Origin of the sequence: Rothia sp. P6271 (genome assembly GCF_048512995.1) — a bacterium.
GTDB lineage: Bacteria > Actinomycetota > Actinomycetes > Actinomycetales > Micrococcaceae > Rothia.
Map to the genome: position 1 here is coordinate 23,482 of NZ_JBLXXV010000010.1, position 23,253 is coordinate 46,734.

General features: G+C 44.8%; 23 protein-coding genes, 3 tRNA genes and 2 rRNA genes. 21 read left to right on the forward strand and 7 right to left on the reverse strand.

From position 1 onward, the window contains the following. Nucleotides 1-40 precede the first annotated feature (40 nt). The 3 genes from yidD to rpmH form a co-directional block, all read right to left on the reverse strand. The gene (gene yidD / locus ACN08X_RS07405) at nt 41-421 is read right to left on the reverse strand and encodes a membrane protein insertion efficiency factor YidD (protein WP_419105883.1); all 381 of its coding nucleotides are present in this window, start codon (nt 419-421) and stop codon (nt 41-43) included. Nucleotides 422-430: 9 nt separating this feature from the next. Next, complete coding sequence (rnpA, locus tag ACN08X_RS07410) at nt 431-841, reverse strand: ribonuclease P protein component (protein ID WP_419108367.1); 411 nt, start codon at nt 839-841, stop codon at nt 431-433. Nucleotides 842-905: 64 nt separating this feature from the next. After that, complete coding sequence (gene rpmH, locus ACN08X_RS07415) at nt 906-1,043, reverse strand: 50S ribosomal protein L34 (protein ID WP_419101264.1); 138 nt, start codon at nt 1,041-1,043, stop codon at nt 906-908. A gap of 521 nt (nt 1,044-1,564) precedes the next feature. Between rpmH and dnaA the strand changes: the two genes are divergently transcribed. The 18 genes from dnaA (at nt 1,565) to rrf (ACN08X_RS07505) (ending at nt 17,178) form a co-directional block, all read left to right on the forward strand. Continuing rightward, nucleotides 1,565-3,130 carry a chromosomal replication initiator protein DnaA gene (dnaA, locus tag ACN08X_RS07420; RefSeq protein ID WP_419108383.1) on the forward strand — a complete coding sequence of 522 codons (1,566 nt, stop codon included), beginning with the start codon at nt 1,565-1,567 and terminating at the stop codon, nt 3,128-3,130. 544 nt (nt 3,131-3,674) lie between these two features. After that, complete coding sequence (locus ACN08X_RS07425; RefSeq protein WP_419105857.1) at nt 3,675-4,271, forward strand: hypothetical protein; 597 nt, start codon at nt 3,675-3,677, stop codon at nt 4,269-4,271. 173 nt (nt 4,272-4,444) lie between these two features. Further along, nucleotides 4,445-5,089 carry a hypothetical protein gene (locus ACN08X_RS07430; protein ID WP_419108368.1) on the forward strand — a complete coding sequence of 215 codons (645 nt, stop codon included), beginning with the start codon at nt 4,445-4,447 and terminating at the stop codon, nt 5,087-5,089. A gap of 211 nt (nt 5,090-5,300) precedes the next feature. Beyond that, nucleotides 5,301-6,425, forward strand: a complete 1,125-nt coding sequence (gene dnaN, locus ACN08X_RS07435) for a DNA polymerase III subunit beta (RefSeq protein ID WP_419105856.1) — start codon at nt 5,301-5,303, stop codon at nt 6,423-6,425. 45 nt (nt 6,426-6,470) lie between these two features. Continuing rightward, complete coding sequence (gene recF / locus ACN08X_RS07440) at nt 6,471-7,640, forward strand: DNA replication/repair protein RecF (RefSeq protein ID WP_419105855.1); 1,170 nt, start codon at nt 6,471-6,473, stop codon at nt 7,638-7,640. Nucleotides 7,641-7,672: 32 nt separating this feature from the next. Then, entirely contained in the window at nt 7,673-8,260 is a 588-nt protein-coding gene (locus ACN08X_RS07445; RefSeq protein ID WP_419108369.1) for a DUF721 domain-containing protein, read from the forward strand. 303 nt (nt 8,261-8,563) lie between these two features. Beyond that, complete coding sequence (gyrB, locus tag ACN08X_RS07450) at nt 8,564-10,591, forward strand: DNA topoisomerase (ATP-hydrolyzing) subunit B (protein ID WP_419108370.1); 2,028 nt, start codon at nt 8,564-8,566, stop codon at nt 10,589-10,591. A 78-nt stretch (nt 10,592-10,669) separates the two neighbouring features. Further along, a complete protein-coding gene (gene gyrA, locus ACN08X_RS07455; RefSeq protein WP_419108371.1) occupies nt 10,670-13,315 on the forward strand; it encodes a DNA gyrase subunit A in 2,646 nt (881 codons plus the stop codon). A 2-nt stretch (nt 13,316-13,317) separates the two neighbouring features. After that, complete coding sequence (locus ACN08X_RS07460; RefSeq protein WP_419108372.1) at nt 13,318-13,818, forward strand: DUF3566 domain-containing protein; 501 nt, start codon at nt 13,318-13,320, stop codon at nt 13,816-13,818. A gap of 112 nt (nt 13,819-13,930) precedes the next feature. After that, nucleotides 13,931-14,004: transfer RNA gene (locus ACN08X_RS07465), tRNA-Ile, on the forward strand. Nucleotides 14,005-14,025: 21 nt separating this feature from the next. Further along, on the forward strand, nt 14,026-14,142 hold the full coding sequence (locus tag ACN08X_RS07470) for a DLW-39 family protein (protein WP_419101255.1): 117 nt from the start codon (nt 14,026-14,028) through the stop codon (nt 14,140-14,142). Nucleotides 14,143-14,165: 23 nt separating this feature from the next. Next, nucleotides 14,166-14,238: transfer RNA gene (locus ACN08X_RS07475), tRNA-Ala, on the forward strand. Between the two features lie 3 nt (nt 14,239-14,241). After that, nucleotides 14,242-14,358, forward strand: a 5S ribosomal RNA gene (gene rrf, locus ACN08X_RS07480). 400 nt (nt 14,359-14,758) lie between these two features. Beyond that, nucleotides 14,759-15,991, forward strand: coding sequence for an inorganic phosphate transporter (locus tag ACN08X_RS07485; protein WP_419101254.1), 1,233 nt, complete (start codon nt 14,759-14,761; stop codon nt 15,989-15,991). Next, a complete protein-coding gene (locus ACN08X_RS07490) occupies nt 15,991-16,287 on the forward strand; it encodes a hypothetical protein (protein WP_419101253.1) in 297 nt (98 codons plus the stop codon). Before ACN08X_RS07485 ends, ACN08X_RS07490 begins: the two co-directional genes overlap by 1 nt. A gap of 39 nt (nt 16,288-16,326) precedes the next feature. Then, the gene (locus tag ACN08X_RS07495; RefSeq protein WP_419101252.1) at nt 16,327-16,770 is read left to right on the forward strand and encodes a DUF3349 domain-containing protein; all 444 of its coding nucleotides are present in this window, start codon (nt 16,327-16,329) and stop codon (nt 16,768-16,770) included. Nucleotides 16,771-16,985: 215 nt separating this feature from the next. Continuing rightward, nucleotides 16,986-17,058 (forward strand) — tRNA-Ala (locus ACN08X_RS07500). A 3-nt stretch (nt 17,059-17,061) separates the two neighbouring features. Beyond that, nucleotides 17,062-17,178: ribosomal RNA gene (gene rrf, locus ACN08X_RS07505) — 5S ribosomal RNA — on the forward strand. 259 nt (nt 17,179-17,437) lie between these two features. Here rrf (ACN08X_RS07505) and ACN08X_RS07510 read toward each other — a convergent pair. After that, complete coding sequence (locus ACN08X_RS07510; protein WP_419101251.1) at nt 17,438-17,899, reverse strand: hypothetical protein; 462 nt, start codon at nt 17,897-17,899, stop codon at nt 17,438-17,440. A 228-nt stretch (nt 17,900-18,127) separates the two neighbouring features. Between ACN08X_RS07510 and ACN08X_RS07515 the strand changes: the two genes are divergently transcribed. Together ACN08X_RS07515 and ACN08X_RS07520 are read left to right on the forward strand one after the other, a co-directional pair. Beyond that, nucleotides 18,128-18,655 (forward strand): peptidylprolyl isomerase, encoded by a 528-nt coding sequence (locus ACN08X_RS07515; protein ID WP_419101250.1) that lies wholly within the window; start codon nt 18,128-18,130, stop codon nt 18,653-18,655. Between the two features lie 94 nt (nt 18,656-18,749). After that, nucleotides 18,750-19,538: a rhomboid family intramembrane serine protease gene (locus tag ACN08X_RS07520; protein WP_419108373.1), complete on the forward strand. Its 789-nt coding sequence runs from the start codon at nt 18,750-18,752 to the stop codon at nt 19,536-19,538. Between the two features lie 304 nt (nt 19,539-19,842). Here the strand turns inward: ACN08X_RS07520 and ACN08X_RS07525 are convergent, their stop codons facing one another. The 3 genes from ACN08X_RS07525 to ACN08X_RS07535 form a co-directional block, all read right to left on the reverse strand. After that, complete coding sequence (locus ACN08X_RS07525; RefSeq protein ID WP_419108374.1) at nt 19,843-20,103, reverse strand: glutaredoxin domain-containing protein; 261 nt, start codon at nt 20,101-20,103, stop codon at nt 19,843-19,845. A 135-nt stretch (nt 20,104-20,238) separates the two neighbouring features. Beyond that, nucleotides 20,239-20,433 (reverse strand): CsbD family protein, encoded by a 195-nt coding sequence (locus ACN08X_RS07530; protein WP_419101247.1) that lies wholly within the window; start codon nt 20,431-20,433, stop codon nt 20,239-20,241. A gap of 208 nt (nt 20,434-20,641) precedes the next feature. Beyond that, a complete protein-coding gene (locus ACN08X_RS07535; protein ID WP_419101246.1) occupies nt 20,642-20,815 on the reverse strand; it encodes a ribosome recycling factor in 174 nt (57 codons plus the stop codon). A gap of 401 nt (nt 20,816-21,216) precedes the next feature. Between ACN08X_RS07535 and ACN08X_RS07540 the strand changes: the two genes are divergently transcribed. Continuing rightward, nucleotides 21,217-23,238: an amino acid transporter gene (locus ACN08X_RS07540; protein ID WP_419108375.1), complete on the forward strand. Its 2,022-nt coding sequence runs from the start codon at nt 21,217-21,219 to the stop codon at nt 23,236-23,238. Nucleotides 23,239-23,253 lie beyond the last annotated feature (15 nt).

Consider the following 23,253-nt stretch of genomic DNA (forward strand, 5'->3'; position numbering starts at 1 on the left):
GGCTCGTTGAGCCTATTAGTTTGGTCTGTTGCATGATGGTTTATAGATAGTCTTGAGGGTGGTTCAAGAGAATAATTTTAGGTTCTTTTCCGGCAGGAAATTTTTGTTTTCCTGCCGGCACTTCATCAAGTCCACCAGCCGCCCAAGGATGACAACGCAGAAGCCTGCGGACAGTAAGCGACAGCCCCTTAGTTGCCCCGTGTCGAAGGCATGATTCTAAGGCGTAGGCTGAACAACTTGGATAGTATTTACAAACGTTTCCATAAAGTGGTGAAACGACTGCTCGATAAACTTTTAATACCGCGATAAGAAAATTCTGTGGCAACGTCCATAGAGCATGTTGTATGGATTGCGGTCGAACAAATTCATGCGGCGCTTGTTCTAAAAGGTCTGATCTTTGTCCGTGAGAAGAGTGCGTCATCATGGATTTTCAGCATTCCTCTCGGCGGGATAGTGAGGCAGTTTCAGGGCTTTTCGCTACTGCTTGCAGACATTGTTGTGATGCTATTTTAGCAAGGATGCTAGTTAGAGCACTTTCATAATCTTGTGCTAGTTGCTCCCATGTGGCATGAGAGGATGCCGGAAGAGCGCGAATAACTAGTTGGTATCCCTGCGGAAGTTCTTTGAGCGTAGGTGCTGTGAGTGCGCGCAGTCTTCTTTTGACGAGGTTTCGGGTAACAGCATTCCCAACAGTTTTAGAGACAATAAATCCGATAATAGTAGGAGATTGCCCATAGGAAGTTGCATATAGAACTAAGTTCCGGCGCCCAGAACGGACACCGGAACGTGTAGTTTCTGTGAATTGGACTTTTGTCCGCATCCGGTGCTGTTGAGCCAGCACATGTTCTCCTTTCGGTTTCGACTCCTAGGATTCCCCCAGAGGTCGAGGAGGGAAGGAGTTTAATTTATGCCGAAAGAGCGGTGCGACCCTTGCTGCGACGGTTTGCCAAGATGGCACGACCTGCACGGGTGCGCATGCGAAGACGGAAACCGTGCTTCTTGGCACGACGGCGGTTATTCGGCTGAAAAGTCCGCTTGCTCATTTTGTTACTCCAAAGCGTTTGGTAGGGGCGCGCAACCCTTCACCAATTTGTTTAGAAACAGGTTGACGCTTATTTCTGATGATGAGCACACATCCTAAGCGTTTTTTCACACTATTGCCCTGCCTAAACAGAGCGTACGGAGCGTACACATATGACTAAAAAACTCTATGAGGTTAATTGCCTGTGGTCAAGCAAGGCACAGCTAAGTTTTTAATCACAGCATGTGCATAATCTATTATCAACACCTGTGGATTCATTCTTTTTGAGGCACTAAATTTCATGTTTTCCACAGAATGACCGCTCGCAACTCATCAACAGTTACTTTTCTTGTAATTCACGACTTCTTCGATAAACTGTCTCGAAGTGCCCACATGAAATACACTGTGTAAATAACAAGTTTTCCACTCTGTGTATAACAGCTGTGGAAAACTGTGGATTTTGGTTTTTAAGCGCTAAAATTTAATCTCAACATTACCCAATATAAAAGGAGTTCCACCTTGAGCGAGCAATCACATGACACCATGATGCTTCGTTGGGCTCATCTCAAGGAGATGCTTCGAACTAAAGTCAGTCCGCGGTGGATGGGATTCATTTCGCAAGCGCTGCCTCAAGCACATATGGGTTCAGTATTACTTATTGCGGTTCCTAGCGAGTATGCAAGAGAAGTCATTCAACAAAAAATTAATCACGAATTCAAGGTTGCATTAGAAAACGCTTTCGGAGAAGGAACTACCGAAGCTATCGTCATTGATACCAGTCTTGAGGAAGTCTCCTCTGCTGCTTTCGTTCAGCCAAAGAATCCTCAACAAGAGATCTCGTCACCGGCTAAAACCGCTAACATACCCCAAAATAATGATGAGATTCAGGTTGTTGAGTCTGTTCCGACAGTTCAACAGATAGAGACAGAGGGGCGTCTGGCAAGCCCATCCTTTACACAAAGTAATAATTCTGTTCAGGAAGAATCAGTTTCTCTTGTTCAAGATGTTGAGACGCCCAAGCCAAAGCAAAACACCGAAACGTCAACGGCATCGTCTGTGTGGGAAAGCTCTGCCCGCCTCAATGATAAATACACTTTCGACACTTTTGTAATTGGACAGTCTAATCGTTTTGCTCATGCGGCAGCTTTTGCTGTTTCAGAAACTCCAGCATCTGCGTACAACCCCCTCTTTATCTATGGCGATTCGGGGTTAGGGAAAACTCATTTGCTCCACGCAATCGGACATTATGCGAAACGACTTTATCCAGAACTTCGAGTACGTTATGTCAATTCCGAAGAGTTTACGAACGAATTTATTAATTCCATTCGAGATGATGAAGGCTCTTCATTTAAGCAGATTTATCGCAATGTTGATATGTTGCTGATTGATGACATTCAGTTTTTAGCTGGTAAGGAACACACTCAAGAGGAGTTCTTCCATACTTTTAACACTTTGCATAATCATCAGAAGCAAGTGGTTATCACTTCTGATTTGCCTCCTAAAATGCTCACTGGATTCGTAGAACGTATGCGTTCTCGTTTTGAGTGGGGGCTTATTACTGACGTGCAACCACCGGAATTAGAAACTCGCATTGCCATTTTGAGGAAGAAAGCTCAAAATGAATCTATCGAGGTGCCTGATGATGTGATGGAGTATATTGCCTCGAACATCGCGACTAATATTCGTGAGCTAGAAGGTTCTCTTATTCGTGTGGCAGCGTTTGCATCGTTAAATAAGCAACCTATTGATTTGTCAGTGGCAGAACGTGTCCTCAAAGATTTTATTACCAGCGACGGTGCTCAAGAGATTACCGCTTCTCAAATTCTTGTGGCGACTGCGAGCTATTTTGATGTGTCGATTGAAGAATTACAGTCAAAGTCTCGAACACGTACTCTTGTGACAGCGCGCCAGATTGCGATGTATCTGTTGCGGGAGCTGACAGATATGTCTCTTCCCAAAATTGGTCAAGAATTGGGTGGCCGTGACCATACTACGGTCATTCATGCTGACCGAAAAATTAGGAGTTTGATGGCAGAACGACATCAGATTTTCAATCAAGTAAATGAGTTAACCAACAAGATAAAACAAGCTCAAAGGGCTCAGAAGTAGTTCTGACAAGCTTAAATAACAAAAAATCTGGACTGTGGATAACTTGTGTGACTTAAGGTCTTAAAATGTGGACGTTAAGTGCATAGTTATACGTTTTAAGTGGATTGCTTATACAGCATAATTATTCATTCACACTGGGTTCACTTAATGAGCTTTATTAAAACACATTTTATCAACATCTAAAACCTTGAATTCTCGCGGTATTTGATGGTTATCCACATAATCCACATCCGTTATTAACACTACTACCTTAAAGAGAAAAACCTCCAAATAACATTTTCTGTGTCTTTCTCGAACATCTAGACCTCTGTAATTACAACTTTTCTTGCCTGCTATTGGTGTCCTAGTTCTTGATGTAATTACAGAAAATTGGTGTTTTCTGAGATGTTGTGTTGTTTTGAAAATTAAAAGGATGTAGTTTGACTATCAGATGATCTTCTTTTGAATAACAGTATTTTAAGAAGTATTCTCGCAATGAACCATTGAGAACAACACTGAAATGTACATATTTTCATGAGTTCTCCCCTTCTTATATAGAGGAACCATGAATTCGATATCTCGTCGTCATCTTGTTAGTGGAACTGCTTGGTCTGTACCTGTAGTTCTTAGTTCGTCACTAGTACCCAGCTACGCTTCCTCCCCTTGTTCTGAAAGCGTGTGGTATATCAAGTCACGTCTGATTCAAACAGAATCGGATCCTTCAAACGTTAACTTTGACAATGTTGTTACCGACCAAACAACTCCTCCGGGTGAAAGTTCCATGCAACATTGGTATTTCAGAGGAAAATTATGGTGGCGTATTCCTTTAGGCTTTCCAGAAGGAGCAGAAGCTGGAACGCTTGTTACTATCCCCTTCGATAGCTCTTGGACTTCCCCTTCGCGTCCGTCTCCTTATCCTCTTGCTAAATTTAAAGCGTTTGGATCAGCCCATCCTGAGCTTTTTACTCACGAACTCCCTCCAGCTGAGATAGCTATAGGATCTGACCACATAACAATTTCTTTCTCTCAAGAAATCCCAGTAGGAGCTGCTGGAGGTTTTATTTTTACAACACTTCCTGTTGGTGGAGAAGATGCTGTATTAGCCGGTACTCCATATACGGCTGAAGCTTATATAACTTTCAAACCTCTACAGTGCTCTTAAAATCTCGATACTTTTTAGATACGTCGTAGTACGAATCTGGCGGGGTATGTCAGCTAAACAGCTGACATACCCCGCCAATAGAGTGGTTAGTTAATAAAACGTCTTTTGGGTATCTTGTCGGTACACTAAAAAGTGAAGTTTTAATTTAAAAATTTTTTCTTATTAGGGGAATAATGTCTCACACAGTGAACCGCCGTCATCTTGTTAAAGGTGCCGCTTGGGCTGCGCCCGTTGTCCTCGCAACATCTGTCGTTCCGGTCTATGCTGCTTCATGCGACATTCGAGTCTGGGAAGTTGAATCTCAAATTGTTGCAACGGACCCAGACTATTCAAACAACAATTACATCAAAAAAGTTCTTTACGGCAAAGGTCTTAGCGAAAAAGACAAGTCTCAAGAATACGGTGAAGCAGAAATGCAACACTGGTACGATGCCAATAGTAAAAAGCTGATGTGGCGTCTACATATCGGTCTTCCTGAAGGTGCTGCTAGCGGTGCAATGATTACAATTCCTGTTGACCCCTCATGGTCAAACCCCTCAGCTATTAGCCAAGGCGGACTCGAACTTTTCTTGCGTCTTGATGCTCACCGTCCAGAACTTTATTCGGAGAGTTTCCCACCTGCTCTCATCGAAGATCGTGGAACTTACTTGTCTATTATCTTCGCTGGGCCTATTCCGAAGGGTGCAGGAGCAGTCTTTACGTTCTCTGCGGATCCAAAGGGTGGAGAGGAAGCCGTTCTTGGACGCAATAGCTCCACTGGCACAGGCAATACATACACTGCTAAAGCGACTATCGAGTTTAAGAAATTAGGCTGCTAAAGAGTCAAAAAAGATTACCACTAGCGTATATACCCTAAAGGGTATATACGCTAGTGGTGTCTTTAAGGGTGATAACAACTAAAAACACCCCCCATCTTCTGGTCTTTACAACGGAACACTTGAAAATATCCGGTAGACTGAACACAAAATGTGCTCACATCTTCGACGAGCTCAGAAACTTTATCTTTGATTCAACGTACAAGGGGTACTGGTGAAATTTACTATCGAACGTGATGTCCTCACAGAAGCAGTCGGCTGGACCGCTCGATCACTTTCACCTCGTCCACCTGTGCCTGTCCTTTCAGGACTGCTAATTACTGCAGCTGACGGAGAAGTCTCTATCGCTAGTTTTGATTACGAGACCTCCGCAAAACTAAAAGTCAGTGCCGTTATTGAAGAAGAAGGTACAGCTCTGGTTTCAGGAAGGCTACTTGCGGAAATTTGCCGTGCTTTACCGAACTCAGCCGTGAACGTTAGCGTTCATGAGTCAAAAATGCATATTCAATGCCGTACCGCAAGTTTTAACCTCAGCACTATGCCAGTAGCTGACTATCCCGAGCTTCCTGCGCTTCCCACTATTTCTGGAACTATCGACGGAAATTCTTTCGCAAAATCTGTTTCACAAGTTGTTGTTGCAGCTTCTAAAGACGACACCATCCCCCTACTCACTGCTATTTTGGTAGAAATTGAGGGGAAAAAGATGACGTTATTTGCAACTGACCGTTATCGTCTAGCAATGCGTGAACTGACATGGGAACCAGCCTCAAAAAATATTAAAACTTCAGTATTAGTCAAAGCGAAAACAATGTCAGAGGTAGCTAAAACTCTAGGTGGAGCAGGCGATCTTAACATAGCGCTTTCCGATTCCCATGAACTGATTGGTTTTGAATCAGGCGGACGTCGCACGACAAGCTTGCTTGTCGATGGAGAATACCCCAAGATTCGCTCTCTCTTCCCTGACTCCACACCTATTCATGCGATTGTCAGAACTTCTGATTTGCTCGAAGCGGTACGTCGTGTCTCGCTTGTTGCAGAACGTAACACTCCTGTGCGTCTTGTTTTCGCTGAAGGTCAAGTGAGCTTAGATGCTGGAACAGGCGAAGACGCGCAAGCAACGGAAACGCTGAGCGCTCATCTTGAAGGTGAAGATAACATTACTGTTGCGTTCAACCCATCCTACTTATCGGAAGGTCTAAATAGTTTCGGGACAGAATTTGTTCGATTCTCTTTCACTGACCCTGCGAAACCTGCCTCTATCTCAGGGCAGAAAGAACTGATGGGCGAAGATGAAAGTGACTACCGATATTTGCTCATGCCTGTTCGTCTACCTAACTAACAAAGTCTTTTAAAACTAAGAACTTGTGAAGAACGGAAGGTTTGTGTGTACATCGACCATATTTCGTTGATGAACTACCGCACTTACTCGCTGTTGAATTTGCCGTTGTCTACTGGTGTCACCGTGTTTTTGGGTGCTAATGGTGTCGGTAAAACCAACATTGTTGAAGCCATTAACTACACTGCCGAGCTTTCTTCACATCGCGTGTCTCATGATGGCCCATTAGTTCAGGTGGGTGCTCAACGAGCGTATATACGTACTCGTGTTGTGCGTGGAAAATGGCAGACCATCACTGAATTTGAAATTGCACCAGGGCATAGTAATCGTGTTCGCATTAATAGGGCAGCTCCCGTGCGTGCTCGCGAAGCGTTGGGGATTACTGCGACAGTGTTTTTCTCTCCCGAAGATTTACAACTAGTTAAAGGAGAGCCTCAATATCGAAGACGTTTTGTTGACGATATGGCTGTTTCTTTGCGTCCTGTTGTTGCTTCTTATCGAAGTGACTATGAACGGATTCTCAGACAACGAAACTCTCTTCTAAAAACGATGAGAGGTGGGCGAATCACTGAAGAGCATCGCCATACTTTGACTATTTGGAATGAGCAAATCGCTCAAGCTGGAGCGTTACTTGTTCATTCTCGATGGAATGTTTTGGCTCGGCTAATGCCAGAAATTCAACATGCGTATCAGCAGCTCACTGACGGTTCTAAAGCGATTGGTGTCACCTACGAATCGACTATTTTTCCTGATATTACAGATGCTACGCTCCCCCACGCAGCGCAGCTGAGCGTTGCTGATATTGCTCAGGAATGGATGCGCGCGATAGAAGACAAACAGCAAGAAGAAATTGAGCGTGGAGTAAGTTTAGTGGGCGCTCACCGTGATGAGATGATATGGAAGATTGGTGATATACCGGCTAAAGGTTTTGCATCTCATGGGGAGAGCTGGTCCTTAGCGCTAGCTCTCAAATTAGGTTCTTGGTATGTTCATAGAAAAGAACAGCAAGGTGTAGGATCTTGTCCGATTCTTATCCTTGACGATGTTTTTGCTGAATTAGATACTGCACGGCGAAAACGCCTCGGTTCAATTGTCTCTGACGCTGAACAAGTGTTAGTCACATGTGCTATCGAAGAAGATATCCCTCAGGAACTGGGGGATGATATTACCATTGTGAGGGTGAGCCCGGGGCGGGTGGCATTTGGTGCAGAATCTTAGATGGCATACGGTAGTGAAAGAATTGTCTTCTCATGAATTTTGACGAGCGATACGCTGAAGCTCCAGCAATTATGTTGCAAAGAATGCGTTATGCTGCTTCTGAGCGAGGAGAGGCACCTCTTGAGGGGTATGCTGCTCGAAAAATTCTCAAAGATTTTAGTGTCTCAATGAGTCAGCAACCGGGGAAGAAAAAACCTCAACCGTATTACCAGCGGCAAAATATTGCTCAAATGGGTGGATATACAGGGTCTGGTGAAGATTATCGTGACCCCCAACCGCTGAGTTATGCTATCGATAAATTAATCCGTAGTCGAGGCTGGAAAGATCCGGTTGCTGTTTCTTCTGTGCTGGCTCGGTGGAAAGAATTGATGGGTGAGCATGTTGCTGAACATACAACACCCGAAAAATATCAAGATACTAAAGTTACGATTCGATGTTCTTCGACCTCCTGGGCTACTAATCTGAAGCTGATGAAAAGTGAAGTGTTGAAGATGTTTGAGCGGGAGCTTGGTGCTGGTATCGTGACAGATATTATTATTTTGGGCCCCCATACACGACAGTGGAAACACGGTAAATTGGTTGCTCCTGGTGGACGTGGACCACGAGATACCTATGGGTAGTTTTCTTATCTAAGAAGAGAAACTTATAACCACGGGGAACCTATTGTGCAATACCCTGATGCGCTTGAAACGCCGATTTTAGGCGTTCTAGCGGGTAGCCGCTAAGAATAACCCTTTAAAAGGCAACAAAGAGGGCGATATTTCCCTATTTTCCGGTAGAATTGAGCATAAATGTACTGCGCATTTTTAACTCTATATCACTCATTGAATGAGTAATCCGTGCAGCCTTAATGTATAGCAATAAATAAGGTTGTGAAGGTTTGACAAAGATGCGCTAAATCTTACTCAAGGAGCCTTATACCTGTGGCAACTGAAGAAACACCTCATGAATATGGTGCAGCCGATATTACGGTTCTCGAGGGGCTAGAAGCTGTTCGTAAACGTCCTGGTATGTATATCGGTTCAACTAATGAACGCGGTCTGCATCATCTTGTCTATGAAGTTGTCGATAACTCTGTTGACGAAGCTTTGGCTGGCTATGCCGATCATATTGAGGTGACAATCCTCGAAGACGGAGCGGTGCGTGTTAGCGATAACGGACGTGGCATTCCGGTTGATGAGCATCCCACCGAACATAAACCTACTGTAGAAGTCGTGATGACGATTTTGCACGCTGGCGGTAAATTTGGCGGTGGCGGTTACGCTGTTTCTGGTGGTCTGCACGGTGTGGGTATTTCTGTTGTGAATGCGCTATCTACTCGCGTGGAAACGCAGGTGCGACGTCAAGGGTATGCGTGGAACATCTCCTTTGAAACTGGTGGTGTTACGAAGAACCCGCTGACTCGTGGCGAAGCAACAGAACAAACTGGAACTACTCAGACGTTCTGGCCAGATCCCGAAATTTTTGAAACAACTGTTTTTGATTTTGAAACGTTGAGGGCGCGTTTTCAGCAAATGGCGTTCTTGAATAAGGGCCTCACCATTTCTTTGACGGATCAACGAGAAGTTCTCCCCCAAGACGAAATTGCTGGGGACGATAAGAAAAAAGGTGAACAACTCAATCGAGTTGGTGCAAATGCGCACGGATATAAGAGCGTCACCTACCTCTATGAAAATGGTCTTTTAGATTATGTTAAGTTCCTTAACAGCTCTAAAAAACTAGAGACTATTAACGACGAAATCATCGCTTTTGAAGCAGAAGATACCGAGCGTATTATGAGCTTGGAAGTGGCGATGCAATGGACTACCGACTATAAAGAGTCTGTCCATACGTATGCTAATACCATTAATACGCATGAAGGCGGCACCCACGAAGAAGGCTTCCGTGCAGCACTGACGTCTTTGGTGAACCGTTATGCTCGCGATAATAAATTGTTGAGAGATAAAGACGATAACCTCACCGGTGAAGACGTTCGTGAAGGCCTAACGGCTGTTGTCTCTGTAAAAATTTCTGAGCCTCAATTTGAAGGTCAGACGAAGACGAAGCTGGGCAACTCTGAGGCGAAGTCCTTTGTTCAGCGTGAGATGTCAGATCATTTAGGTGACTGGTTCGAGCGTAATCCTCAAATCGCTAAAGACATTGTGCGCCGTGCGATTACTGCGTCTAATGCTCGTTTAGCTGCTCGTCGCGCTCGCGAGACAACTCGCCGTAAAGGCTTGTTGGAGACAGGTTCGATGCCTGGAAAGCTTAAAGACTGTTCGTCGAAGGATCCATCGATTTCTGAAATTTATTTGGTGGAGGGTGACTCTGCAGGTGGTTCTGCGGTTCAGGGACGTGACCCAAATACTCAGGCGATTCTTCCTTTACGTGGAAAGATCCTCAATGTAGAACGTGCTCGTCTTGACCGCGCTTTGGGCAATGCTGAGATTCAGTCGATGATTACCGCTTTTGGGTCCGGCATCGGAGAAGAATTTAACATCGAAAAAGCCCGCTATCATAAGGTTGTTTTGATGGCGGATGCAGATGTTGATGGTCAGCATATTACGACGTTGTTGTTGACTTTGCTCTTCCGCTTTATGAGGCCTTTGATTGAAGCTGGGTATGTGTATTTGGCTCAACCTCCGCTGTATCGCATTAAATGGTCTAACGCTCCGCACGATTATGTTTATTCTGATGCTGAGCGTGATGAGGTTGTTGCTCGAGGTCTCGCTAATAATCAGCGTCTTCCTAAAGATAATGGTATTCAGCGTTATAAAGGTCTTGGGGAGATGGATTATACCGAGCTTTGGGAAACAACGATGGATCCTCAAAAGCGCACTCTCTTGCAGGTGACTGTAGAAGATGCTGCTGCAGCTGATCAGGTTTTCTCTGTTCTGATGGGTGAAGATGTTGAGGCTCGACGTGACTTTATTCAACAGAACGCAAAAGATATTCGATTCCTTGATGTCTAGGGAATATGTGCATAGCACAAGCGTTATATAACGCTCAAGGAATATAAATCAAGGACGAAAAGAAACGGAAAACTTCACATGAGCGATGAAACTCAGAATGATTCCACAGAACCTATTGAAGGCGAAGTTGTAGGAAGTTCCTTAGCGGCAGCAACTACCGTTCACGGACGAGTGAATAAAGTAGACCTCCGCTCAGAAATGGAACGTTCATACCTGGATTACGCGATGGCCGTCATTATTGGACGTGCTTTACCGGACGTGCGTGATGGGCTAAAACCTGTACACCGTCGCGTCATCTATGCAATGTACGATGGCGGATATCGACCTGAACGAGCTTTTAATAAATGCGCTCGCGTGGTTGGCGATGTGATGGGTCAGTACCATCCCCACGGTGATAGCGCTATCTATGACACCTTGGTACGTCTCATCCAGCATTGGACCATGCGTTATCCCCTTGCGCTAGGGCAGGGAAACTTTGGCTCTCCCGGTAACGATGGAGCTGCGGCGTCTCGTTACACTGAGACAAAAATGGCGCCTATCGCATTAGAAATGGTTCGTGATATCCACGAAGATACCGTGGACTATCAAGATAACTACGATGGTAAGAACCAAGAACCGACTGTTCTTCCATCTCGTATTCCTAACCTATTAGTCAATGGCTCCTCAGGTATTGCGGTGGGTATGGCAACCAACATCCCCCCTCATAACTTACGTGAAGTAGCAGAAGGCGTGGAATGGTTCCTTAAAAATCCTGATGCAACGAACGAAGAGCTTCTTGACGCTCTATTAGAGCGCATTAAAGGCCCAGACTTTCCTACTGGCGCTACCATTCTTGGGCATAAGGGCATCGAAGATGCTTACCGTACAGGACGCGGATCTATTACGATGCGCGCGGTAGTCAACGTCGAAGAGATTCACGGTCGCACCTGCCTGGTTATTACCGAACTCCCCTATCAAACAAACCCCGATAATCTTGCTATTAAAATTGCTGACCTCGTCAAAGAGCATAAGATTACCGGTATTGCTGATTTACGGGATGAAACTTCTGGTCGTACCGGACAGCGTCTAGTTGTCGTTCTTAAACGTGATGCTGTGCCTAAGGTTGTTCTAAATAACCTTTATAAGCACACTCAGTTACAAGAAAACTTCTCTGCTAACATGCTTGCTGTCGTTGATGGTGTGCCTCGTACACTTTCTTTGGACGCGTTTATTCGTCATTGGGTAAACCACCAGATTGAGGTTATCGTTCGACGAACTCGTTATCGTTTGCGTCAAGCTGAAGAAGAAGCGCATATTCTCCGCGGACTGCTTAAAGCTCTTGACGCTCTAGACGAGGTAATTGCTCTGATTCGTCGTTCTGCAACAGCAGATGATGCTCGTAGCGGGTTAATGACGTTACTTGATATTGATGAAGCTCAGGCTCAAGCAATTCTTAACATGCAATTGCGTCGTCTGGCAGCTTTGGAACGTCAGAAGATTCAAACTCGTCATGATGAATTGATGCGTTTGATTGCAGAATATAACGAGATTATTGCTTCTGATACTCTTCAGCGTGAGATTATTTCTGAAGAGCTTGCTGATATTGTCAATCGCTATGGCGATGATCGTCGCACCAAGATTCTGATGGGATATGACGGCGACATGTCGATGGAGGACTTGATTCCTGAAGAGGAAATGGTTGTAACTATTACTCGTGGTGGTTATGTCAAGCGCACTCGTTCTGACCAATATCGAAGCCAACACCGTGGCGGTAAAGGTATTAAGGGTGCTGCATTACGTGGCGATGATGTTGTAGAACAGTTCTTTGTGACCACAACGCATAACTGGATTCTTTTCTTCACGAACCTAGGTCGTGTTTACCGCACAAAGGCTTATGAGCTGATGGAAGCCGGTCGTGATGCTAAAGGCCAGCATGTCGCTAATCTCTTGGCGTTCCAACCTGGAGAGACTATCGCCAAAGTGATGGAGCTGAAATCTTATGAAGATGCTCCATATCTAGTGCTCGCTACTAAAGGTGGTTTGGTGAAGAAAACCAAACTAAGTGACTATGACACTAATCGTACTGCTGGTGTTATCGCTATTAACCTACGTGATGGCGATGAACTTGTTTCTGCTGGTCTTGCTTCCGCAGAAGACGATTTGATGTTGATCTCTCGTAAGGGTCAGTCACTGCGTTTCACCGCAACTGATGAGGCATTGCGTCCGATGGGTCGTGCAACCTCTGGTGTTACGGGTATGAAATTCCGTGATGGTGATGAGCTGTTGAGTATGAACGTTGTTTCTGATGATTCGTATGTTTTTGTCGTGACTGAAGGCGGTTATGCAAAACGCACGAAGGTTGGAGAGTATCGTATTCAAGGTCGTAGTGGTCTTGGTATCAAGGTTGCTAAATTGGCTGAAGATCGTGGTGACCTTGTGGGTGGATTGATTGTTGAAGAAGATGACGAAGTCTTAGTCGTTATGCAATCAGGTAAAGTTGTTCGTACTTCTGTTGCTGAAGTTCCTGCTAAAGGACGCGACACCATGGGTGTTATTTTTGCTAAACCTGGTAAAAATGACCATATTGTTGGTGTTGCTCGTAATCAAGACCGACAGCTTGAAGAAGAAAATGATGGCGAAAGCGCCGAAGCGGTCGATAATACAGTACCGTTAGAGAATCATCAGCTTGAGTCTGAGCAAGTAGTAGCTCAGAGTTCTGAAGAGAATGCACACGGAGGTAACTAAGAGTGAGCACTACCGGTACTAGCACCCGTAAACAAGGTGCACGAGCTACTGCGAATAAACAGCGTGCGGGGGCACGCAGCAACAGTACACGTTCTGCTGCTCACCGTAATAAGCCTTTGGTGCGTCCTGCACCTCGTTCTAAAGTTCGTCGCGCTCGTCTTGTTGTTGCTAAAGTCGATACTTGGTCTGTGGCTAAGCTGGTTTTCTTGCTTTCTGTTGCTGTGGGTATTGTCTTTGTTGTGTCTTCAGTGGTTTTGTGGCTTGCGATGCAGGCTACGGGGCTGTTTGATGGCATTAATGATCTTCTGACGATGCTTGGCACAACAGGTAACCATATTGATATTTCTGATTTCTTATCGTTGGGGCAGGTTGCGTTGTACACCACGATGATTTCTGTGGTGAACGTTATTCTCTTTACACTGCTTGGTGTTATTGCTGCAATGCTATATAACATTGCTGCAAAGCTTGTCGGAGGTATTGGGTTGACCTTGACTGATGATTAGAAATCTCTCTGTTTCCTTAGGATAATCTTAATGTGACCTAAAATACCCTATATCGATTTGGAAAAGTCGTGAAGGTCGTGTAAAGTTTTATTTCGTCCTAAGGGACAGGTAAGGGCGTATAGCTCAGACGGTTAGAGCGCTTCGCTGATAACGAAGAGGTCCCAGGTTCAATTCCTGGTACGCCCACTTCCTTACCGAAAGGCAAAAATGAAAAAGGTACTTCTAGTTGTTTCAACTGCGGTTCTTGGAATATTTTTGACAAAGAAGGTTCAGGAAAATCAGGATGTCAAAGCATCTTGGAAAGAATCTACGGATTCTTTGTAAAATCTCATAGAGGTTATAGCCGAGGGGGCGTGGCGCAATTGGTAGCGCACCTGCTTTGCAAGCAGGGGGTTAGGGGTTCGAGTCCCCTCGCCTCCACGTTTCGGTGGTTATAGCAAGAGGGAAACGCCCGGATCCATCCCGAACCCGGAAGCTAAGACTCTTTGCGCCGATGGTACTGCACTGGGGACGGTGTGGGAGAGTAGGTCGTCGCCGAGCTATTTTTATGGTTGAGAATGACTCCAAGCCTTGTAGAGGTTTGGAGTCATTTTTTATGCTCGGAATAGAGGATATTTGTGATGAGTGTCCTACTGTTTTTAAGGTGAACAGTTGGTAAACACTACCTAAAGATAGGGTTTAACTCGTTGATATCTTAGGTGAACGCTTTTGAATACAACATAAAACAACATATGTTTGTTACGGAACAACCCTGTGTTTACTTGAATGAAAACCTGTTATTTAGGGAGAGTTTAAGGGTTTTTAACCTTCTATTATTTTCTCTGTAAAGATTAAAGTGGTTTTAGTGTCTGTTCATGTTTGTTCATGTTGTTTTTTGGTGAGTGTTTTTACCGTGTTCACCTAGCTTTCTATCTCGAATAACTATGTTCATAATCAAAGAGTGACTACTGAACTTATTATCTTAGCTATCGTGGTTCTTACGGCTTTAGCCTTTGACTTCACGAATGGATTTCACGACACCGGAAACGCTATGGCAACTTCTATTGCCACCGGTGCTCTCAAACCTAAAACTGCTGTAACTCTTTCTGCTGTCCTTAACCTCATCGGCGCATTCCTCTCCGTCGAAGTTGCTCGAACTGTAGGTAAAGGCATTGTTAATCTTGATGCTGTTGCTGGTGATAACTCAGGACTACTTCTGATTGTCTTTACCGGGCTCGTTGGCGGTATCTTATGGAATGTTCTCACATGGCTTCTAGGATTACCTTCTAGCTCCTCTCACGCTCTATTTGGAGGGTTGATTGGATCAGCTATCGCAGCTTTCGGATTCTCTGGTGTTCAATGGAGCGGAGTTGCCGCAAAAATCGTCATTCCCGCTGTGATGGCACCATTCGTAGCAGGTATGGTTGCAACGGTAGGAACTTGGCTTATTTATAAAATTTCCCGACCAGTCTCTGATAAAAAGAAATATGAGGGATTCCGTTGGGGACAAGTTGGTACCGCATCCTTGGTTTCTCTAGCACACGGTACAAACGATGCCCAAAAAACTATGGGTGTTATCTTCCTAGCGCTTGTTGCATCTGGAGAAATTACGCCTGATGCAGATATTCCGTTCTGGGTTAAATTTACCTGTGCTCTCGCTATTGCTCTTGGTACTTACTGGGGCGGCTGGCGCATCATTCGAACCTTGGGTAAAGGCCTCGTGGAAATTGATACACCTCAAGGTATGGCAGCTGAAGGATCATCTGCCGCAATTATTTTGACATCTTCTCACTTCGGTATGGCGCTATCTACAACGCACGTAGCAACAGGCTCTATTCTTGGTACCGGTCTTGGGCGACGTGGCGCTGAAGTGCGCTGGGGTGTTGCCGGGCGTATGGTTATCGCTTGGATTATTACCTTGCCTGCGGCTGGAAGTATCGGTGCTATTACTTGGATGATTGGTCACTACCTCAACGCTGTCACAGGCAGTGGATTCTTGGGTGAACTCGCAGTATTCCTTATTCTCATTGGTTTCTGTGCGTGGATGTACCTACATTCCAAGAAAGCTCCTGTGGACGCTTCAAACGTCAACGCTGAATGGGGCGAATCAGGCGCCGATAAACAGTCTAAAGAATCAGTTCAGACACTAAACTCTGGTGTCTCCAAAAATACAGCCCATAAGGTGGGTGCCTAATGATAAGTCTTTTTGAGATTGCTCAACGAGTTGTTCCCGTCATTCTGACCGGCTTAGTGTTTGGTGCTGGTATTCCAGCTTTCTACGCCATTGGGCTGAGGATGCTTGCCGGAACGACTGAATATACCGCAGACGGTCGTTTGATTGAGGTTGAACCACCATCTTCGTTCCGTAAAGTCATCGCTTATAGTATCTTTGCAGTGATTGTCCTTGTTATTATTATGGGAATCTTATGGATTGCTAAAGATTTTATTTATCATTCCACAGGGTTTAACCTATTTGGTGTGGCGGGATAGGATGTCTCGCTTTTGAATCCCTAGCAAAGGAGTAGCGGGATGCCTCAGAGAAATATCGTCTCTCGTGTTATTGACTGGTTGAGTGTCGGTTACCCCGAAGACGTCCCGGTACAGGATCGAGCAGCAGTGATGGCTGTGTTGCGTCGTCGATTGACTGACGCGCAACTTGAAGAAGTAATTCGTAAGTTAATGCTCTCTCGTGCTGCTCGAGGTGAAGATTATGTTTCTGACCAACGTATTAACGAGTACATCAGAAAAGTAACCGATGACGTTCCTACTCCTGAAGAGATTGACCGTGTGGCTCGAATCCTCGGCGCTCATGGTCTGCACATTTCAGAGAATCATTTCAGTGCCGAAGACTCTGTTGAAGAGACTGACACTGATGGGTACGTCGAATACACCAACCCTAGTGAAGAAGAAAAGCGTATTGCTGAGTTAGCCGCTTCTCGTGTTCGATTGGATGGAATCACTGGGGAACAATAACTGTCGGCATTCGTTGAGGCGCGGATGTCGTATCTAATCTTTCTTAGAAATAAGAGAGGTGCAATCGCATCAGTAGTCCGTAGCGAAATGCACGTGAGGAGCACCTTGTAGCGGGGTGCTCCTCACTTTATTTAAGATATAAAGTGCTGTAAGTCATAACTTCTTGATTTGCTTAGGTTTCGGTAAGTGTTGTAGGATTTTATCTGTAACACCACGGGGGCGTGGCGCAATTGGTAGCGCACCTGCTTTGCAAGCAGGGGGTTAGGGGTTCGAGTCCCCTCGCCTCCACGTTTCGGTGATTATAGCAAGAGGGAAACGCCCGGATCCATCCCGAACCCGGAAGCTAAGACTCTTTGCGCCGATGGTACTGCACTGGGGACGGTGTGGGAGAGTAGGTCGTCGCCGAGCTATTTTTATGGTTGAGAATGACTCCAAGCCTTGTAGAGGTTTGGAGTCATTTTTTATATCGACCCATAGCCACTCATAATGCCATAAAACCCGATACCGCTCTACAGCGTCGAAATGACGCTATTCTCCTCTAAACAGCTCTTCAGATTCCCAAAATCCTCATAAAAGTACCCTTGACAAACGGTTACTACGCCCGTTCATCAAGGGTACTGAGAAGAAACTTTATAGAAAAATTCTTATATCCAAGATTGATCAATAACTAGCTTTGAGGGGTCTTCCAAGGATCCTCTACTGGCTGAGATGCTTTATATGCGGCATAACCGGCAACTGCACCAGCAACTACCAAGCCAAGGAATACCAAAGACTTATTTCCACCCTTAGTAGCTTTTTTCTGCTCTTTGGCATAAGCCTTCGCAGCCTTAACAGCTTGCTTCTGAGCATTCTTGAGAGCTTTTTTATTTCCAGTTGCTTTCTCAACAAGGTTTTCTGCTTGTTCTGGAATATCGAAAGAACTTAGCTTATCTGCGGCAACAGCAGCAACCTCGCCACTCTTTGCACGAGTCTTTTCTGCATACTTCTGAGCGATTTCGCTAGCCTTAGCTGCCTGAGCTTCAGCAAGCTGAGTGAGCTTCTCAGCCTTTTTGCCCGTTGCTTTCTGAGCCTTAGCAAAAGTCTTTTCTGCAAGTTTCTGAGCTTTCGATACTTTGCGTGCACACACCATGAGGTCTGCCTTTCTTTATCGTTACACCATAGAACCAAGTGCCCTACGGAAAATTATGATTAATACCTAGCTTACGTACTATTTTCTTAAAACAGAGGTTTAGCTCGCAAAAACCCCCATGTTTCACTTCTCGCTAAAGTTCTATCAACATATCTCAAAGACTTTCGCTAAGTGCATAAGTGTCCTAGAGGCTAGCGGACTATGACAGAACATGCGAAAATAGAGACTATGACTAACGCAACTGCTAAAGCAACTATTCATACCAACCACGGTGATATTGTCGTCAACCTCTTCGGCAACCATGCACCTATCACTGTCAAAAACTTCATTGGTCTTTCCGATGGCACCCAACAGTGGACACACCCTCACACCGGTGAACCACAAGAAGGTCCCCTCTACAAAGACGTCATCTTCCACCGTATTATTCGTGATTTCATGATTCAAGGTGGAGACCCCCTCGGTCAAGGAATTGGCGGCCCTGGCTACCAGTTCAAAGATGAGATTCATCCTGAACTTTCCTTCAATAAGCCATATCTTCTCGCTATGGCAAATGCTGGCCCCGGCACCAATGGTTCACAGTTCTTCATCACGACTGTAGAGACCCCTTGGCTCAACGGTCGTCACACCATTTTTGGTGAAGTCGCAGACGAAGCATCTCAGAAGGTTGTAGACGCTATTGAAGGCGTTAAAACCGGAAATATGGATCGTCCCGTCGAAGACGTTGTTATTTCTTCTATCGATATTGAAGAACTCTAAACCTGATTAATATTAGGTAAGAGCCCGTCCGGTACATACCCCGGTCGGGCTCTTATTGCATCACCACAGCATAACTCAGAGAAAAGTACGCCAGATGAACTATCAACCACCTCTACACGGAGAATCATCGACTCCTTCATTTCCGACCTGCTCTCAACACCCTGACAAGATGGCATATGCACGGTGCAAACAATGCCAAAAACCTACATGTGGTGATTGTCAGATTCCCGTAGAAGTCGGTATCTTATGTCGTTCTTGTCATCCTGATGGGACAGCTTCTCGCAAGATGAGGAGAATGTTAACACAACAAGATTCTCCTGTGATTACCTACCTGTTAATAGTGCTAACAACACTGGTTTATGGCGCTCAGCTATTAATCCCCGGGTATTTTGTGTTTAATGCTTTTGCTTTTAACTGGAACTATGTTCTTGAAACACATCAATGGTGGCGTTTTCTCACAAGTGGTTTTTTGCATAGCCAAGGGAATATCTCTCATCTGGCGCTCAATATGTTTTCTCTATGGCTTTTTGGCCGCGAACTAGAACTTCGCTTGGGAAAAATAAAATTTATAGCTCTTTACCTATGTTCTATTATTGGCGGATCTATTGCGGTGTCTATGGCTAGTATGTTGAGTTCTGATCCGTCTGTAACGACTATCGGTGCTTCTGGGGGAGTCTTTGGTCTCTTCGGTGCATCTTGGGTACTGACTCGTCTTCGAGGCGAAAATTCTTCCCCTATTCTGATCCTGATTGTTATCAACATGGCCTATAGTTTTTTCTTTCCCGGTATTTCTTGGGAAGCTCATCTTGGAGGAATGCTAACAGGTGCTGCAATGACATGGGCGTTGCAAAAATTATCCCAACAGGGGCAATCAAATATTTGAGAAGAAGGGGTATCTACTCCAGTGAAAGAGACACACTGAGTAGTTATCCACATACTTTGTCCACATTGTTAATAACTACAGGTGTGTAATTCCTAGAATGTTATTCTGTGGAAAACGTGATGGATTCAAGAAGCTACTTTCGCGTAATTACAGGGGTGTAACTATTTTCCCCAGAGTTATCCACTGTTGTGGATAACTCTGGGTTTGATATCTGTGGATTTTTTGGAATTACAAAAAAATCACACAATATGAAGACTCCTAAACAGATGCCTTCTTGATGAGAGCACGTACAACCTCAGAAGCATCAAGATGCCGAAGCAACAAAAGACTCTTGAGCTGTCGAAACTGTTGGAACAACGGCATTTCCCTGATTGACCGATTTAACAAATTCTTCAGCCTCAGAATCTTCCCAAATATTGACCCATACGGCGCTATCGCCATCGTCACCTAAACCAGCGTCAAGGCGCTCACAAAAAGGGCACCCCGGCCTCCAAAAAATAACAACAGAACCCTGCTCAAGAGCCTGCTGGGCCTGAACAAACGTTGATTGCTGACGGTTTGGCATGGCAAACTTCTTTCTTCTAAAAATACTGATACGAGGTAACACAGAAAAACTCCCTGCTACTGGAAGTGTGATGACACAAAAAACTGTGGACGATACCGAAAAATCGGTACCGCCCACAGCTTCTAAAAGAATAAATTACTTCTTGAAGGAATCAATAATGTCGCCAGCAGCGTCCTTGACCTTCTCTACACCGTCTTTAACAGTGGACTTGAGCTGATCAACTTTACCCTCTGCTTCTAGCTGAGAATCGTCAGTTACTTTGCCAGCAGCTTCTTTTGCCTTACCGGTAGCGTCTTCAACGCCGTTCTGAATTTTATCTCCGATGCTCATAAGAGCCTCCTTCATAGATATGAGGTCTTTCGAGGAAGCAAACTTGCAACCTCTCACTAGTAAGACGAAACAACCCACAAAAATGTCACGCAGAAAATAAAATTTTTTTCGGGGAAACTAAAAAAGACTAATTCTGCTGCATTCTATCGTGAAAATAGTCTTAAAAATCAAACGCCCCATCGAAAAGATGGAGCGTCCGGCGAAAAACTTACTTGCCAAATTTTTCGGTTACAGCTTCAATGCCTTCGCTGATTTTCTCTTTTGCTTGGTTGACAATATCTTCGTTGACAACGTCTTTACCAATTTTTTCGTTGACAACATCTTTGACGCTTTCGACGCCTTCGGTGATTTTGTCTTTCATTCCATCAAGATCGAAACCCACGGAACTATCCTTTCATATCAAAGACGAGAAGAACTCTTGGAGTATCTACTCGAAGCATCAGAATAATGCTCATAACTAGAATAGTTGGTGCAGAATCATAAATAAAAGCTTTTCATCAAAATTTTCTATATCAACAGATTAAGGATTCAACAGCATATCTCTAAATCTAGGTGATACCGCAAGCTGAACCACCAGCTCAAAACCTCAAAAGAACATTGGCATGCCGAAGAACCACCATTATAGGTAAAAACAAGTATCAAAATAACTAAAAATGACGTTTCTGACCAGCATGAACTAAAAAATAATGGTACTGAGTACATTGCATCGAAAAACAGGAGTATACTCGCCAGAGTCTTATTCATGATTACGCACAATAGTGCGTTCCTAGAAAGGTCCCCCTGATGGGGTCTACGCTCAAAAATAAACAGCGCAGTATCGCTCAACGAACACACAATAGCGATCCTGAACCAGAGGCGACATCAACTATCACACAAAAAGTTCGCCATATATCTCGTACATGGCTCTTAGATAATGGGCAAGAACTCAAAGGCAACCTCCAAGGCCCACACGGTAGAAAACGTCCACAACATGAAGGCCATTCTTGGTGGAAAGTCATGTGCCTCTCCGGCGTTGACTACTTTTCGACCTTGGGATACCAACCGGCTATTGCAGCACTTGCAGCAGGACTACTAAGCCCTCTCGTGACAATACTTCTTGTCTTTGTCACGCTCTTTGGTGCACTTCCTATCTACCGCCGTGTAGCTGCAGAATCTTCAAATGGCGCCGGATCTATCGTCATGCTAGAAAGACTCCTTTCACGATGGAATGCAAAAATTGTTGTCCTCATCCTTCTCGGATTTACGACTACAGACTTCATGATTACGATGACACTATCAGCAGCCGATGCTGCTGAACACGTCGAAGCTAATCCTTACGTCCCATCTTTTCTCAACGGACAACATATCCTGATTACCCTTTTCTTCCTCGGCCTACTCGGTGCAGTATTCCTCCGCGGCTTCAAAGAAGCTATCGGCATCGCAGTCGGACTCGTTATCTTCTTTCTCTCTGTAAACGTGGTAGTTATCGCCGGTTCAATGATTCGTATCTTTGAACACCCCGAATACCTCAATAACTGGTCGGAAGCATTACTAAGAAACCATTCAAACCCATGGTTAGCTTTTGCCCTTATCGCTCTTGTCTTCCCTAAAATAGCGCTGGGTATGAGCGGTTTTGAAACAGGGGTTGTCGTTATGCCCCAAATTAAGGCTGAAGGAAAAAATACTGCCGAACAAACTAAACACCGTGTTATTGCGACTCGCAAGCTACTCACCACTGCAGCGTTAACAATGAGCACGTTATTGATTACCTCAAGCTTTGTCACAACATTGCTTATTCCGCAGGCAGAATTTCAAGAAGGCGGTCACGCCAACGGTCGAGCTTTAGCCTACTTAGCCCATGAAATGTACGGGGAAGGATTTGGAACAATCTACGATATTGCCACCATCCTCATTCTCTGGTTTGCAGGGGCTTCAGCAATGAGTGGTTTATTAAACCTCGTGCCACGCTATTTGCCTCGATACGGTATGGCCCCAGAATGGGCGCGTGCTTCACGTCCTTTAGTTATTGTCTTCACGATTACAGCATTCATCATCACCATCATCTATAAGGCAGATGTTAACGCCCAAGGTGGAGCTTATGCTACTGGCGTTTTGGTGCTCATGACAAGTGCCGCTATTGCGGTAACTCTGAGCGCTCGCCGTCATCGAGAACCTTATTCCGTTATTTTCTATTCGTTGATCACTCTCATCTTTGTCTACACAACCGTTACTAACATTATTGAACGCCCAGAAGGTATTCGTATTGCTAGCACTTTCATTGTGGCAATAGTCGTTGTGTCACTTATTTCTCGTGCGATGCGCTCATACGAGCTTCGTATTGACCACGTTAAATTTGATAAAAAGGCTCTTGAATTTATTCTCGAAAAAACAGATGAGCCCATACACCTTATTGCTCACCGTCCTGATAACTTCAACCTTGCTGATTATCTTGAAAAGCGAGAACGTGAAGAATGGGGGCATCATATCGGTAGAGATAAGAATGTGCTCTTTATGGAAATTGCAGTGATGGATCCTAGCCAGTTTAAATCTGAGTTAACGGTGCACGGTGTTGAAGTAGGCGACCAGCGTATCCTCTGTGCTTCTGGAGCTTCTATCCCTAATAACATTGCTGCTTTGACATTAGAAATCCGTGATATGACCGGTAATGTTCCGCATGTGTATCTTGACTGGGCTGCGGGTTCTCCGATGAAGAACTACTTGGCGTTTATTTTCTTTGGACAAGGTCAAGTTGCCTCAACAACGCATGAGGTATTGCGGCGAGCTGAAAAACAGATTATGAGACGACCTGTTGTTCATGTGTCGTAGTTGGTGTCCTTGATA

Coding starts and splice junctions, on each gene's coding strand:
- yidD (WP_419105883.1), bottom strand. CDS start 421: ATGACGCACTCTTCTCACGGACAAAGATCAGACCTTTTAGAACAAGCG.
- rpmH (WP_419101264.1), bottom strand. CDS start 1,043: ATGAGCAAGCGGACTTTTCAGCCGAATAACCGCCGTCGTGCCAAGAAG.
- dnaA (WP_419108383.1), top strand. CDS start 1,565: ATGATGCTTCGTTGGGCTCATCTCAAGGAGATGCTTCGAACTAAAGTC.
- ACN08X_RS07425 (WP_419105857.1), top strand. CDS start 3,675: ATGAATTCGATATCTCGTCGTCATCTTGTTAGTGGAACTGCTTGGTCT.
- ACN08X_RS07430 (WP_419108368.1), top strand. CDS start 4,445: ATGTCTCACACAGTGAACCGCCGTCATCTTGTTAAAGGTGCCGCTTGG.
- ACN08X_RS07445 (WP_419108369.1), top strand. CDS start 7,673: ATGAATTTTGACGAGCGATACGCTGAAGCTCCAGCAATTATGTTGCAA.
- gyrA (WP_419108371.1), top strand. CDS start 10,670: ATGAGCGATGAAACTCAGAATGATTCCACAGAACCTATTGAAGGCGAA.
- ACN08X_RS07470 (WP_419101255.1), top strand. CDS start 14,026: ATGAAAAAGGTACTTCTAGTTGTTTCAACTGCGGTTCTTGGAATATTT.
- ACN08X_RS07490 (WP_419101253.1), top strand. CDS start 15,991: ATGATAAGTCTTTTTGAGATTGCTCAACGAGTTGTTCCCGTCATTCTG.
- ACN08X_RS07495 (WP_419101252.1), top strand. CDS start 16,327: ATGCCTCAGAGAAATATCGTCTCTCGTGTTATTGACTGGTTGAGTGTC.
- ACN08X_RS07510 (WP_419101251.1), bottom strand. CDS start 17,899: ATGGTGTGTGCACGCAAAGTATCGAAAGCTCAGAAACTTGCAGAAAAG.
- ACN08X_RS07515 (WP_419101250.1), top strand. CDS start 18,128: ATGACTAACGCAACTGCTAAAGCAACTATTCATACCAACCACGGTGAT.
- ACN08X_RS07520 (WP_419108373.1), top strand. CDS start 18,750: ATGAACTATCAACCACCTCTACACGGAGAATCATCGACTCCTTCATTT.
- ACN08X_RS07525 (WP_419108374.1), bottom strand. CDS start 20,103: ATGCCAAACCGTCAGCAATCAACGTTTGTTCAGGCCCAGCAGGCTCTT.
- ACN08X_RS07530 (WP_419101247.1), bottom strand. CDS start 20,433: ATGAGCATCGGAGATAAAATTCAGAACGGCGTTGAAGACGCTACCGGT.
- ACN08X_RS07540 (WP_419108375.1), top strand. CDS start 21,217: ATGGGGTCTACGCTCAAAAATAAACAGCGCAGTATCGCTCAACGAACA.